Source organism: Shewanella sp. GJ50-10 (assembly GCF_055808815.1).
This window is the reverse complement of the sequence record NZ_JBVVSS010000001.1, coordinates 2,615,160-2,630,837: the sequence shown is the minus strand read 5'-3', so window position 1 is coordinate 2,630,837 and position 15,678 is coordinate 2,615,160. Positions and strand designations below refer to the sequence as shown.

Annotated in this window: 8 protein-coding genes; 3 read left to right on the top strand and 5 right to left on the bottom strand. The window is 42.3% G+C overall.

Translation table 11 applies throughout. The annotated features are described in order from the left end of the window. The first annotated feature begins 94 nt into the window (after nt 1–94). The 3 genes from acnD to AC0L4E_RS10995 all read left to right on the top strand — a co-directional run bounded on the left by acnD (nt 95) and on the right by AC0L4E_RS10995 (nt 4,837). Nucleotides 95–2,725, top strand: coding sequence for a Fe/S-dependent 2-methylisocitrate dehydratase AcnD (acnD, locus tag AC0L4E_RS11005; RefSeq protein ID WP_473679213.1), 2,631 nt, complete (start codon nt 95–97; stop codon nt 2,723–2,725). A 160-nt stretch (nt 2,726–2,885) separates the two neighbouring features. Next, nucleotides 2,886–4,106 (top strand): 2-methylaconitate cis-trans isomerase PrpF, encoded by a 1,221-nt coding sequence (gene prpF / locus AC0L4E_RS11000; RefSeq protein WP_473679212.1) that lies wholly within the window; start codon nt 2,886–2,888, stop codon nt 4,104–4,106. 242 nt (nt 4,107–4,348) lie between these two features. Then, entirely contained in the window at nt 4,349–4,837 is a 489-nt protein-coding gene (locus AC0L4E_RS10995; RefSeq protein WP_473679211.1) for a type II secretion system protein, read from the top strand. A gap of 528 nt (nt 4,838–5,365) precedes the next feature. Here AC0L4E_RS10995 and AC0L4E_RS10990 read toward each other — a convergent pair. From AC0L4E_RS10990 to recC, 5 genes are all read right to left on the bottom strand, one after another. Beyond that, nucleotides 5,366–5,497: a hypothetical protein gene (locus tag AC0L4E_RS10990; protein WP_473679210.1), complete on the bottom strand. Its 132-nt coding sequence runs from the start codon at nt 5,495–5,497 to the stop codon at nt 5,366–5,368. 181 nt (nt 5,498–5,678) lie between these two features. After that, complete coding sequence (locus AC0L4E_RS10985) at nt 5,679–5,855, bottom strand: DUF6435 family protein (protein ID WP_473679209.1); 177 nt, start codon at nt 5,853–5,855, stop codon at nt 5,679–5,681. Nucleotides 5,856–5,967: 112 nt separating this feature from the next. Beyond that, entirely contained in the window at nt 5,968–8,055 is a 2,088-nt protein-coding gene (gene recD, locus AC0L4E_RS10980) for an exodeoxyribonuclease V subunit alpha (RefSeq protein WP_473679208.1), read from the bottom strand. Continuing rightward, nucleotides 8,052–11,861, bottom strand: coding sequence for an exodeoxyribonuclease V subunit beta (recB, locus tag AC0L4E_RS10975; protein ID WP_473679207.1), 3,810 nt, complete (start codon nt 11,859–11,861; stop codon nt 8,052–8,054). The genes recD and recB overlap by 4 nt, the downstream gene beginning before the upstream one ends. Then, nucleotides 11,861–15,589, bottom strand: a complete 3,729-nt coding sequence (gene recC / locus AC0L4E_RS10970) for an exodeoxyribonuclease V subunit gamma (protein ID WP_473679206.1) — start codon at nt 15,587–15,589, stop codon at nt 11,861–11,863. The genes recB and recC overlap by 1 nt, the downstream gene beginning before the upstream one ends. Nucleotides 15,590–15,678: the final 89 nt, after the last annotated feature.

The window sequence follows — 15,678 nt, the reverse complement described above, 5'->3', positions numbered from 1 at the left end:
TTGCAATAAAAACAAAAACGATCTGCAGGTCATTTAGTAAAACACAGCAAACGATTAGAAAAAGATGTTAACCATCAATAACAACGGATTGATTATGAATTCCAATTTTAGAAAGCCCCTAGCTGGTAGCAATCTTGATTATTTTGATACCAAAGCTGCAGTCGACGCCATTAAGCCAGGTGCTTATGAAAAACTGCCATACACTTCACGCGTATATGCTGAAAACCTTGTAAGACGTTGCTCACCAGAAACCCTAACAGATTCACTTAAGCAAATTATCGAGCGTAAACGCGATCTTGATTTTCCTTGGTACCCAGCACGTGTGGTTTGTCATGATATTTTAGGCCAAACCGCATTAGTGGATTTAGCGGGTTTACGTGATGCTATTGCTGAAAAAGGCGGCGATCCATCGAAAGTCAATCCCGTGGTACCCACTCAATTAATTGTCGACCATTCATTGGCTGTAGAGCATGCTGGCTTTGAAAAAGATGCCTTTGAGAAAAACCGCGCGATTGAAGATAGACGAAATGATGACCGCTTCCATTTTATTAATTGGACTAAAACGGCATTTGAAAACATTGATGTGATCCAGCCTGGTAACGGCATCATGCATCAAATTAACTTAGAAAAAATGTCACCAGTGGTGCAAGCTCGTGAAGGCGTGGCATTTCCTGATACGTTAGTGGGTACAGACAGCCATACGCCTCATGTAGATGCGCTCGGCGTTATCGCAATTGGTGTGGGCGGCTTAGAAGCTGAAAGCGTTATGCTTGGTCGTCCTTCATGGATGCGTCTGCCTGATATCGTCGGTGTTGAGTTAATGGGTGAGCGCCAAGCTGGCATCACTGCAACCGATATTGTGTTAGCGATTACTGAGTTTTTACGTGAACAAAAAGTAGTATCAACTTATCTTGAATTTTACGGTGAAGGCGCAGCAAACCTAACATTAGGCGATCGCGCAACCATCTCTAACATGACCCCAGAATTTGGCGCTACTGCTGCAATGTTCTATATCGATGATAAAACCATTGATTACTTAACGCTGACAGGTCGTGATGATGAGCAAGTTAAGCTTGTAGAAACCTATGCCAAAGCCAATGGTTTATGGGCAGATACGCTTACTAATGCTGAATACGAACGTGTGCTTAAGTTTGACTTGTCATCAGTTGGTCGCAACATTGCTGGCCCGTCGAACCCACATCGCCGTGTTTCAACCTCTGACTTAGCAGCAAAAGGCATAAGCGGTGAAGTTGAAAATGAAGCAGGGTTAATGCCTGATGGCGCCTGTATTATTGCCGCAATCACGAGCTGTACTAACACTTCAAACCCTCGTAACGTTATTGCTGCCGGTCTCATTGCGCGTAATGCCAATGCTAAAGGGTTAACTCGTAAACCATGGGTGAAAACTTCATTAGCACCAGGCTCTAAAGCGGTACAACTTTACCTTGAAGAAGCCAATTTATTAACCGAACTTGAAGCCCTTGGTTTCGGTATTGTTGGTTTTGCCTGCACCACTTGTAATGGCATGAGTGGCGCATTAGACCCTGTTATCCAACAAGAAGTTATTGCGCGCGATTTATACACTACCGCGGTGCTATCTGGTAACCGTAACTTCGATGGTCGTATTCATCCTTATGCAAAACAAGCATTCTTGGCATCACCGCCATTAGTCGTTGCTTACGCCATTGCCGGTACTATCCGTTTTGACATCGAAAAAGATGTATTGGGTAAAGACAGTGAAGGAAATGACATTCGCTTGAAAGATTTGTGGCCTTCAGATGCTGAAATCGATGCTGTGATTGCTAAAAGCGTTAAGCCTGAGCAATTCCGTAAAGTTTATGAGCCAATGTTTGATATCAAAGTAGACTATGGTACTGGTTCCTCACAAGATGGCTCTTCACAAGGTGCCTCTTCACCTAAGATTGACCCGCAATATGAGTGGCGTCCGCAAAGTACCTATATTCGTCGCCCACCATATTGGGAAGGCGCATTAGCAGGTGAGCGTACTATGAAAGGTATGCGCCCATTAGCGGTATTGGGTGACAACATTACTACTGACCATTTATCGCCTTCTAATGCGATTATGCTTAACAGTGCTGCGGGGGCTTATCTTGATAAAATGGGCTTACCAGAAGAAGACTTCAACTCTTATGCAACCCATCGAGGCGATCACTTAACCGCTCAACGAGCGACTTTTGCCAACCCTAAGCTGCTCAATGAAATGGTCCAAGACAATGGTCAAATTAAGCAAGGTTCATATGCGCGTATTGAGCCAGAAGGGCAGATAAGCCGTATGTGGGAAGCCATTGAAACCTATATGGAGCGTAAGCAACCATTAGTGATCATTGCTGGTAAAGATTATGGCCAAGGTTCTAGCCGTGACTGGGCAGCAAAGGGCGTCCGTTTAGCGGGTGTTGAAGTGATTGTCGCTGAAGGTTTTGAGCGAATTCATCGCACTAACTTAGTCGGCATGGGCGTATTACCTGTTGAGTTTATCAATGGTGAAACCCGTCAAACATATCAAATCGATGGCAGCGAAACCTTTGATGTGGTCGGTGAACGTACCCCTGGCGCTATGATGACATTAATTATTCATCGTCGTGATGGCTCGCAAGCTGAAGTGTCTGTTAAGTGTCGTTTAGACACAGCTGAAGAGCTATCGGTATACGAAGCTGGCGGTATTTTACAGCGCTTTGCTCAAGACTTTCTTGAAAATAACCTGTAACCAGTGATCTGTAATCAGTAACTAATAAATCAAAAACGACATGATGTAAGCGCGAAAATACTCTTTCGCGCTTAGTATTTTGGGAATGTTTGGGCGATTAAGTCCATACATCCATTGATGATTTATAGATTTTATAAGAATAAATTGAGTAGGAATTGATATGTCTACGCAACAACAGGCGCAAGCTCCACAAGTGAAAATACCTGCCACTTATATGCGTGGTGGCACCAGTAAAGGCGTGTTTTTCAATCTAACTGACTTGCCTAAAGTGGCTCAAGTGGCTGGTGCTGCTCGTGATGCATTATTGCTGCGAGTGATCGGCAGCCCAGATCCATATGGTAAACAAACTGATGGTATGGGCGGGGCGACATCAAGTACCAGCAAAACGGTGATTTTATCTAAAAGCACTCAAATCGATCACGATGTGGATTATTTGTTTGGCCAAGTTGCCATTGATAAGCCGTTTGTGGATTGGAGTGGCAATTGTGGCAACTTAACTGCCGCTGTTGGATCATTTGCTATTTCGAATGGTTTAGTCGATGCCAGCCGTATTCCACAAAACGGCATCGCTGTAGTGAGAATTTGGCAGGCTAATATTAACAAGACCATTATTGCCCATGTACCGATGACAAATGGTGAAGTGCAAGAAACTGGTGACTTTGAATTAGATGGTGTGACATTTCCTGCAGCCGAGGTACTTGTGGAATTTATGGCGCCAGCTGATGCGGACGCTGCTATGTTCCCAACAGGTAACGTGGTTGACGAGTTAGTGCTTCCGCAGTCTATAGCTGAGTTTAGCGACAAGGGCGTTAAGTCAGTGAAAGCCACTATGATAAACGCTGGCATTCCGACCATTTTTGTAAATGCAGCAGATATTGGCTATCAAGGTAATGAACTGCAAGATGACATTAATAGTGACCCACAAGCTTTAGCTTTTTTTGAAATGCTCCGCGCTCATGGGGCTGTGCAAATGGGATTAATTAATCACATTGATGAAGCTGCGAGTCGTCAACATACGCCCAAAATTGCCTTTGTATCACCCGCTAGTGATTACACTTCATCAAGCGGAAAGTCGATCACAGCTTCGGAAATTGATTTACAAGTTCGCGCCTTATCTATGGGGAAACTTCATCATGCCATGATGGGGACTGCTGCTGTGGCGATTGGTACTGCAGCGGCTGTAGAAGGTTCATTAGTGAACTTAGCTGCTGGTGGGATACCACGCACTCAAGTGGTGTTTGGTCATCCATCTGGTACGCTAAAAGTTGGCGCAGAGGCAACATTGGTTGATGGTAACTGGCAAGTGAACAAAGCCAGTATGAGCCGCAGTGCCAGAGTGTTGATGGAAGGCAGGGTAAGAATACCTGGTGATAGTTTTTAAAGCTTAATTTTTAAAAGCTAGTTTTACACATATGTGTTTAAAATTTAGGTATGAAATTTTACCTTTACTTAGCTTAGTCGCTGATGTTTATATAAGGCTAGCAATATGATTATTGCTAGCCTTTTTAATTATGTTTTCAGTTTGCTCCATTATTTAATAGGGCGTGGTCTGTTAAATTATTAAAAGATAATAATGCCACTAAAAATCAAGAATTAGACAATTAATGTAAAAGAAAATGGAATATGAATAGAGAAGATAACCAGAAAGGGTTTACATTAATCGAGCTAGTGGTAGTGATTATTATTTTAGGCATTTTGGCTGTTTATGTAGCACCAAAATTTATCGATTTACAAACGGATGCAAAAAATGCCTCACTTCAAGCTATCCAAGGAGCAATGGAAGATGCTGTTAAGTTAACTTACAGTAAGTCATCGATTAAGGGTAATCAGAAAATGACTGCTGGAAGTTCAGTTTTTGTCGACATTAACGGTACGCCGGTTTCAATTAAATTCGGAACGCCGTTAGCCAATTATGATGGAGACCAAGGTAGCTGGGATGATTTGATCACGTTAGATTACGATACACTCACTACGACGATAGTCGGCGGGCATTTCGTCGTTTATTTTGAGTCAGATACCTTACCTACTGCTTTAAATGATGAATGTATGCTTCATTATAAACAAGCTAACACTATCAATGACCCACCTGAAATAGAGGTTAACCCTTGCTAATTAATCATCTAACTTTTGGTATTTGACTCTCCGTATTGGCATAATTTATAGTATGAATTAAAAGGATTTCTGTTTTACATTCAAGGATTAGAATGAACCACCTATTTGTTTACATCTGCTTAAATGGCTTTTTCTTGATGTATTTAATCATCAAGAATAATCAGATTCAGAAAGACATTTGTCAATATATCGAGCATGAATACCCAGAGTATTGGCTGAAATATTTGCTTAATGGTAAAAGGCTAGGAAATCCTGAAAAGTGGTCAAAAAATTTTGCTATTGAGTCAGCAACCAGCGGTGAAATCTTTAAATTTCAGAACCCGGACTTATTAAACCTTCAAACGAAACAAAGTAATAATTTCGATCTAATGGCTTTAATTCCGATATTCCTAACAATAATTTTAACTTTGGTTGAATATTTATTGAATTAGGTGAGCACTTCTTTTAAACAATCACCTTAAACCTTGGGTATGTGTTTTATACTTCTTAAATTCTTTGATACTGGCAGGTTTATTTAAGTTCATACCTTCAAGTTAATCTATTGCCTGCCGCAGGTTTATGTGCAAACACGACTATGACACGCTGCAAGTTCATCCCTGAAAGCTCGGCCATGACGTCCATGTCACGGACGGTCACAGCCGTGCCTACACTGAGATTCAAATTTCTTCGATGTAACTTTACTTGGAATTAAAATAATAAAAGGCATGTTCGATGGGTAAATCATATGCATTGAGAGTACTAAGCCATTTGTGAATCAACAGACGTTAACCAATAGTCATGAGTATGGATTCATTAACAAATTAAATATGGGCTTTATAAACATAAGCTATTCAAACTCAGCTCATACGTTTGTGGTTTCAAGGTCTTGTATTTTTTTGAGTACAGCCTCTGCATCTGCAGTTAAACTCGAGTAAGTTCTAATATCTCCTTTTCTTTGAGCGTGAATGGCTTGTTCAAGGAGCATTGAATACTGTTTTTCAAGCTTATTGATAGGATTAGTTTTAAAAAAGGAAAACATAAGCACTCCGTCATTATTTGATAATGTAAATGTACGAAGTGCTGATTAAAAGAGTTCAGTTTGATAGTAACTCTCATTAACGAGTCTACAGAAAAAACGAGCAGTTTAGCTGCTAACGATCCTCTCCCCATAATCTCAGTGCTAATCCTGAAGCTCTAGAGGTGACTTGCTTACAAGCTCGTTCGAAAACATAAGGTGAGCCTAAGCAAATAAAGTGCTCTTTAGCTCGAGTAATTGCAGTGTAAACCAACTCTTTAGTGAGCAGTTGCCATTGCGCATTGCTGGGTTTTTGCGGCAGAACAAAGGCCACTTTTTCAAATTCACTGCCTTGGCTTTTATGTACGGTCATCGCAAAGCAGCTGTCATGATGTGGTAAGCGAGCGGGCTGCACTTTAAGTAAACTACCATCTGCTTTTACAAAGTAAGCCATAAGACGCTCTGGTTTAAGCTCATCTTGTAAAATCAGCCCAATGTCACCGTTAAACAAGCCTAGGTTGTAATCGTTACTCTGGATGATAATCGGTCTGCCAAGATAAAACTCTTGGCTTGGCTTTATCCAATGGTTTTGCTCAAGTACTTTGGTGATGGCAAGGTTGATTCCATCGACGCCAAATTCACCTGAGCGCATGGCACATAAAATACGGAATTTATTGAAGCTTTCAATAATGTTTATTGCTTGATGAATATCCTCACGTGAACCAGAATCAGCATTAGAATCAGAACTCTGTTGATAAGCAAATTGATTATCGAGGATCATTTGCAAGTATTCGCTATAAGCCGCAACAGACAGTTGAAGTAATTGTAAGCTTTGGCCTTCAACCTGATGCTCAATCCATGTGAGCTCTTGATGACCTTGTTGCCATTCACGGCGAATACCATTGATATCGACAGTATTAACCGCAGTTGCCAGCAAGCCAATCCCCGCATCACCTTTAAAGCGATGGCTGTGCATTAACATGCATAGGTTGTCACCAATCATTGGTGTTTGATCAATAAATTGATGGGTATCCTCACCAGTTAACTGATGAAGTAACTCAGCTTGTTTGGTTGAATAACGCATTCGCCAAGGCTGTGATTGCTCATTGGATTTTTCTGGGCTAGCAGTTGAATTTACAGCCTTATTGGCAAGTCCCGAGCAAATATCGGCTAAGACTGCGCCAGCTTCAACAGAAGCTAACTGATCTTGATCGCCTAAAAGTATCAATCTTGCTTTATTTGGCAATGCATTTAACAGCTTATGCATCATAGGTAAATCAACCATCGAGGCTTCATCTACCACTAATAAATCTAATCGTAGGGGATTGTCTTTGTTATGACGAAAAGCATGAGAGTTTGGAATAACCCCCAATAACCTGTGCAAAGTGGCAGCTTCTTCAGGAATATTATTTAGCGCTTCAATTAACTCAGGTTTGCCTGTTTGGCTGACCTGAGTAAGTAAACGGGATTTAGACGCTTTGATTGACTCACTTAACCTTGCCGCGGCTTTACCCGTAGGCGCCACTAACTTTATGGTTAACGATGATTGAGTCAGCAGAAGCAATAAAAGCTTTGTCACTGTGGTAGTTTTACCTGTGCCAGGGCCGCCCGTAATCACTGCTAAGGCTTTAGTTAACGCTGTGGCTGTAGCCACTTTTTGCCAATTGATCATCGGGGCTGACGAGCTTGTTTTTGCTTCATCAAACAAGTCATTTAAATAAGCGGGCAATACTTGTGAGTTAGCCGATAAATCGATATCTAGATTAATTGCCGCCATGTGATTGAGGCGGTTAGCCACTTCGGTTTCAAAGTGATAATACTTATTAAGATATAAACGCCCATGTTCAAAAATAAGCGGTTTATTATCACTGGGCTCACCGACACACTCTAAGTCGATTATCGCATTGGCTAATTGCTGGTGGTCGAGCGCTAGTTTACATAAAGCTTGTTGCTCGCAAAAAGGGTTAGCTAAATCGATATCGTTAATCACTAAACAGCTGTGCTGACTCGATAATTGCTGACTTAATAGGGCACAAACAAACAATAAAAAGTCATCGTTTGAGCCGTTATCGGTTTGAGTTGCCTGGCTTGAAATTTTAGCCTCAACTTGAACTTTGGCCATTTCCAAAGCGAAGTGGCGATCTAGCGGGGTGATTAGCCCTTGTTGTTGCCAATGTTTTAATAAATCTTTTATTGGTGCGCTAAGTTGGAGTAATTGGCTCATGATGCAGACTCCATTGATGCTCTTGTTTCTGTTGAAGCATTTGACTCAATTGAAGCACTAAATAAGACATCTAATTGCTCAATTAACGCTTGAGGTGGCTTGTCGAAAAACACACCCGATTGCAGCGATTGTGGGCTCATTCCACGTAAAAATAAGTAAAAGCTGCCACCAATATGACGTTGATAATCATAGGTTGGCATGCGCAATGACAAGTAACGATGGAGCGCTAAGGTATACAAGATATATTGCAGGTTATAGCGGTGGCTACTGATGGCTTTGCCCATGGCATCGATATTGTAATCTTGGTAGTCATCACCTAAATGATTCGATTTATAATCGGCAATATAAAATTGACCATTATATTCAAAGGTTAAATCGATAAAGCCTTTTAGCATGCCTTGCAGCTCATCAAATTCAAGCCCAGCATCATAACCGTAATGGGTTAACAGTTGGTTTAATTGCTCCGACTTTAACCGGCTAATGGGCAAGTAAAACTCCATTTCCACCAGCTTTTGCTTTTCAGTTAATTCACTTAAGGTTAGTGGCATCCCTTGGGGAGTAAGCAATTGTTGATCGCACTGCTGATAACCCGTTAATAGCGGGGTATGCAATATTTGCTGATACCAATCAAATAAGGTGTCAGTCCAAATTTCTTTATCAAAACCGTATTGATCCATGGCTTTGATTAAGGCATCTGGTAATTCATTATCGGCATTAGTGAAGTCAAATAACTCTAATACCAAGTGCATAAAGCTACCGGCATTAGCGCCGCGTTCAAAAGTAAAACGGTTAATGGCATCTTCTTGGGCTTCAGTATCAAATGGATTGATATCACTGCTTGGCTCAAATTGTGGCTGGGTTTCTTGGCTGAAGTCTTCATCATCAGCGCCTGGGGCGACTTTTTCATGGGCTAAATGCTTCACTAGACCAGAATAACTGCCGACGCGCCAAGGCGTATGGTAATCGCGCACTAATGTTTTCGGTGCAAGCTCTTGGTCGTTGTTATCTCTGTTGATAAGCGCTGACTCATCGATGGCATCGATTTCAGTAATACTTATTGCATCAATACCATTGCCCGTTTTATCTGTAGTAAGCGATAGCGCTTTTAATTTGAGCTGCTCAAAGTCGCACTCTTTACTGGTGATACCCAATAAATAACCGATGGCAGTTTCAAATAACTGGCTGCTAATACCTGCTTTTAACATACGGCTATGATTGGCGATGTATAAATAACACACATAAACAGGGCGGGTGAGCGCAACATATAAAAGGCGTAAATCTTCGGCGAGGTTTTCTTGTTTATATTGCTCCCAACCTTCTTTACTGGCTTCTACATCCCATACTAATTGGTCGTTTTGATGGTAAAGCATTGGTGTGGGTTTGCGGCGATTATCACGGGCTAGACTGATAAAGGGGACAAAACATACTGGGTACTCAAGCCCTTTACTCTTATGAATCGTGACGATTTGTACCAAGTTTTGCTCACTTTCAAGCCTAAGCTGCTGCTCGTCGCTACCTTGACCATCAATCAGTTGTTGCTCAAACCAATTGATTAAGGCACTACTACCATCAAGCTCAGTGGCTTTTTGTTGTAACAGCTCAGATAGATGACGAAAATCGGTTAAGCGGCGCTCGCCAGTTTCAGTTTCGTTGATAGCTGCTGTTGACTCATTCGCATTCCCTTTGGCTAAGTAACGTTTGATTAGCGCTGTTTCACTGGCGAGGGAAAGCAGTGCTGGCATAATGCCGTGACGATTCCACAGTTGATGCCAGTCGGCGAATTTATCTAATAAATCTTGGCGCTGTTCTTCATCTTGATTAAATTGATGAATTTGCTGGGCGCTGTAGCCCATTAACTCGGTAGCCATGGCGCTGCGTAAGCTACGCTCATCTTTTGGGTTAGCTAAAGCACGTAATATAATCGCGAGTTCAAAGGCTTCCTGGGTTTTAAATACGCTATCACGGCTTAAAAATACTGCGCCAATATTACGATCGCTTAAGGCTTTTTTCATGACCGCCGCTTCGTTTCGGTCGCGCACCAGTACCGCAATGTCTTTAGCAATAAGCGGTTTGGCTGATTTACCATTTGAGGCATTATCCTTAAAATCATTGCCCGTAAAACACTGACCATCTTGTGATTCAGTTAACAGCCGCTTAATTTCACTGGCGGCATCATTGGCTAATATTTTACGGCCAGTGGTTTTATTTAATCCTGATTCATCTTCACCCAGTAACTTTATGCGAAGTGCAGCAGGGTTGGTGGCTGCTTCGGTGAGTATTTTATTGTCAGCACTTTGTGGCGTATTGACTACATCATAAGGAATTGCATCACTGATAAACGGGTCGTCATGTTGGCTAAATAACTGATTTACACCCTTTACTAGCGCAGTTGATGATCGGTAATTAGTTTCAAGGTTGTAATGGGCTTCGGTTTGCTTACGGGCTTGAATATAGGTATGAATATCAGCGCCGCGAAAGGCATAAATCGCTTGTTTAGGATCGCCAATCATTAGCAAACTGAGTTTATCTAATTGTTTTTGCTGCTGATAAATAGCTGAGAAAATCGCAAATTGCAACGGATCGGTATCTTGGAACTCATCAATTAAAGCCACCGGAAAGCGAGTGGCAATGGCGTTAGCAAGCTGCTGGGAGATGACTGACTCAGCAGGTTGTGATGCTTGTGATTCTTGTGATTCAGAAACTTGACTATTTTGCGCAGAATTTAGTGCACCAGCTAAGGTGATTAATAGATCGTCAGGGGTCATCAAATTACGTTGGGCTTTTTGCAGCGCAAAACGTAATTTAATCCCATCTTTAGCCCGAACTAAAAATGCGGGTTTGATTTGATTAATTAAATCAAACAATCGCTCTATATGATCTAATAACGGCGCTTCAGATGGCGTTGGAACCGTGCCACCTTTATTGAGTTTAAGACCTGACAGTGCCAACATTTCTAATTCTTTAATTGGCGGCAAACCATAATCAGCTTTGACCCAATTGGTTAAGCGGTCGAACATTGCTGCAAGTTTCGGGTAGTCATCGGCCTTTTTACCAAAGCGGGCACCATTAAGCGGCAAACTATGGAGTAGTGTCAGCGCTGTTTCACTGTCGGCTGCCCAGCGCATTTTAAAGCGTGACAAACTTTGAATAAGCTCATTAGTTAACTTATTAAAGTCTTTGGCTATAAATGAGGTTTTAGCTTGCGTTGCGCCTAACAACTGCCTTAGCTGTTTGGCTAAATCATCAGGGCTGCCAAATTCATTGGCGATCACTTGGGCTAATACTGGCGGCAATGGGTAACAGGTTTCACGCCAAAAATCTCTTACCGCATGATGTAAAAACTCGCTGTCATCTAGAGTAAACTCAGATTCAAATAACAATGATGACTCGAACGCCATGTCAGATAAAATCCGCTGACAGAAACCATGAATGGTAAAAATGGCAGCTTCATCTAATGACTTTAACGCTAAATCTAAACGTCTTAACGCGATTGAACGTTCAGACTCAGGTATTTGCTGATAAAGCGCTTTGACAAACTCATCGTTAGTTTCAAGGCCAATAAAACATTTAAAGGCCACCTGAATTCGTTTACGGATACGGTCACGTAGCTCTTCGGTGGCAGCATTGGTAAAGGTCACCACTAAGATTTGTTCGCAGGTTAATGGCGCGCTGTTTTCATCACCCAACAGCAAACGTAAATATAACCCTGAAATGGTATAGGTTTTACCTGTGCCAGCACTGGCTTCAATTAAGCTACTGCCCGCAAATGGTAAAGTGAGGGGATTTAATTTGGTTACAGTGACCATTATTGATTGCCCTCAGAGCTAGTCGATACGGTTTCGTTGATGTATTCATCTAAGTCAGCCAAGGTGCCTTTGTGATACACGCTGATCATCGGCTTAAGTAATTGCATGGCTGTACGGCCAAATCCTTGCTCAGTGAAATCCTCTGGGAAGCTAAATAAACGCTTATTGTGTGGATCGTTTCCTTCGCCAAACTCGGTTTGTTCATCAATCCATTGGCTTTGGGCTTCATGGAGTTTTTCATCGTGCTCACCTTCGGCTTCAACGTAGGCAAGGGCTGTGCGAGGCATAAAGCAAAGTGGCTGTGCTTGGCCGTTAACATAAGCTTGAATAAACTGTTGTAGCAGTTGCTGGGCAGCCTCAGCTTTTATGGCATTAAAGGCATGAAAATGGCCTATGTCGAGCAGGTAACTGTTTTTCTCTACCCCAGCCGCGTTTAAACACAAGTGACGTAAGTAAACCCGTAAAAAGTCTCGGCCGTGCGCAGTCCCTGGACGATAATTCACTTGGCCTTTGGCGTAAATATCATCAATGCGGCCAATCAAATTGACTTCGATGGTTTGCTGCGGCGTTAATTGAATGTCGTTAAAGGATAAATCGACATCCACCTCAGTGGTTTGGGTTTCAGCAGTTAAATATTGAACTCTACTAATTAGTGCAGCAATATCCTTTTGATATCGATTAAGTAGTAAGTCGTCGAATGGAGGCATTGGTAATGAGCCGCCAGCTTTTAGCTTGGCGACAAACTCAATATCTGCATGTTCTAACTGATTTGAAATAGCGCTATCGAGTAAAGCGGATTGCAGCTTGTAACGCTCAAGCGAGTCTAAACCAAAAGGTTCATCATTATCGTCGGCCTGAATACGCAGGTTAAAGTCGACTTTAAGACTACGATTTAAAAAGAACTGCGCCGGACTTCTAAAGAAACGCAATAAAGCAGATAGCTCAAGAGTAAGCTGATGTTCTGTCGCTGCATCGGCTAAATCTGATTGTAAATCCACAGCAATAGGCTTGGCTGAGTCGATAAATGCCGATTGCCATTGCGCTGTTAATGGGTCATTAAACTTAGGCGGGCACCATTGATGACTATAACTTTGCTGAAAAGAAGAGTGTTGTAAACTAGATTGCTGCGATGGCGAGTCTGAAAACGCTGGCTGAAATAGTTGCGCATCGAAAGGTTGCAGCGGCTGCTGAACAATCAAATGCTCAATGATGGCTTGGTCGGCAGCGTCATTACTGATGCTTGAACGTGCAGCAGAGTCAGAACCTTCGGTTAAGCAATAATCGGCAAAGTAACACAGCTGATAATATTCAATAAGCTCCGAGACTAACATCGACGGAATACGCTCGGCATTATCGCGCTCTGAGTGGCCAATGTAACTGATATACAGCTGCTGCCTTGCGGACAAAAGCGCTTCTAAAAACAGGTATCTGTCATCTAATCTGCGTGAGCGGTCACCTTTAATTGCGCCATTGTGCGCCATTAAGTCAAAGCCCACAGGATGCTGGACTCGTGGATAAACACCGTCATTCATCCCTAATAAACACACTACTTTAAATGGAATCGATCGCATTGGCATCAAGGTACAGAAGTTGACGCTACCTGCAAGGTATCGTTGGCCCACTCTTGATTCATTCAAGCGTTGATTGAACCACTGCTTAAGTACCTCAATATCAAGTTCGCCTTGATGGCCTGCACCTTCTAATTCTTCTTTTAATGACGTTAATGCTTCACGGATGGTTTGTACTTGTTCGCGTTCTTCGTCATCAGCTTCAAAAAATACATCGAGTAATTGATAAAGCTGTTCAATACGCTCAAGTGTCGGGCAAGTGGTCGCAAGTTGCAGTTGATACTCATCGATAGATTCTAAAAAGTTAAGCAAATAGCCTAAGGTTTGCGCAGATTGTCCTTCAACCCCTTTAACTAACAAGGTGTCATGGTAAATCGATGAGTCGTCGTTAAACGCATAACCTTGAATAAGACGGCTAATACCAAACGCCCATGAGTTTTGTTTAAAAGCAGGCACGCCTTGTTGCAGGCGGGTTTGTTCATCACGCCCCCAACGAACATTGGCGTCATCTAGCCAGCGTCTGATGAGCTGTAAGCCGTCATCATCGAGTTGAAACTTGCGTAAAATAGCCGGCACTTCAAGAATGCTAATAATATCTGTTAAGCCAAAACGGCTTTGATTGATATTCAGTAAATTTAAAAAACTATTAATTAGCGGCGACTCTTGCGCTGCGCCTCTATCCGCAATGGCGTAAGGAATATAATAGTTACTTTGACGAGTCCCTTTTAATGCACCTTGTAAAGAGCTTGATTGGCTATTACTGGTGCCAAAAACAGCATCAATATACGGCGCATAAGCGGCGACATCAGGCATCATCACCACGATATCTTTTGGTAGTAAGCCGTCACTATTATCTTTATTGGACAGTAATTCTAATAAATGGTCGTGTAAGGTTTCGACTTCACGTAGCGGGCTATGACAGCTTCTTAAAGTAATCGAGTCATCAGTTGGTTTAAGACTTCTTCGCGTGTCAGTATTTTGATAAAAATGCGCATCTGGCCCTAATGCTTGACCTAGTGTCTCCATTTGCAGAATGTCGAACTGCAAACCTTGAAGTAGGTTTAACTCGTCAGGGGATTGCTCTGGTTCAATGTAGCAATCGTAGCTAAAGTCAGTGTGCTCAGCAGGTAACTCCAGCATTAAATCTAAAAGCTCACGGCCCATTTTGCCGTTATTGGCAAGAATAGGATTACCGACTTCTAGCTTTTCTTCCCACAGTTCGCCTAACTGCTTTTTATCAGCGTATTGCAGCGCCATACGAGCACGGGCTTTAGGGTCAACAATATCGCCCCAATAATGCTGGCAAGGGCTTAATGAAAACATGATAACTTCGATACGTTCGGCTAAATGGTAAAGCACCTCAAGGGTTTGCGGTGGCATGGATGAAATACCAAACACAAATAAGCGCTCTGGCAATGAGCCGATAACCGTTTGAGGATTTTGCAGCGCTGCAATCAATTCTTGATGTAAATTGGCGCGGTGATAATGGCTACCCTTGATGGTGTTTTGATTGTAATCAATTAATGCTCGCCACAACTTAGGTTGCCATAACTGATTTTGTTCAAGCTTTATTGGGTGCTCGTTTTGCTCCCAACCAAGGATCCAACTTGGGCGATAAACTAAGTATTGGTCAAAAATATCGGCAATACGGCCACACAATTGATACAGCTTCATCGCATCAAAGTGCTGTTGATGCTGGGCCGATAAAATACTTAAGCTATCTTTTGTCGAAGTATGTGTTTGCGTTTCTTCTACTGCAGAAAGAGCTGAGCTTAGGTTAGAGTCTGTAACATCGGTCGCTAATTCAGGATTGAGATAGGCCTTTAGTGGCGCAAAGTCTTCATCAGCTAATAAAGTTGGCAGTAAATCCATCAACTTCCACGTCATGGCCGCCTTGGTAAAAGCATTGTCTTTAGGCACATCAGGCAATAATTCGTGGCAAAGTTGCCAAGTAAAACTCGATGGCAGCGGGAAGGAAAGGGCCGCGGCAATACCATTGTATTTAGCCACTTCTAAACGCAGCCAAGTCGACATCCCCGGACTTTGGACTAGCACATGCTCGTTAGCCAGCAAGTTAGCATTATCAAGGGGAATAGCTAACATTTTGGAAAGCTGTTCAGATAGCACTTCCATCTGATTCGATTGAATTAATCTAAGCATTACTGACTCGGCAACTGATGATAAAAACCATTCTAAGAGGTTGTTATTAGGTTTGAAAGGCTTTTATAACATAGCGGGGTTAAACGATA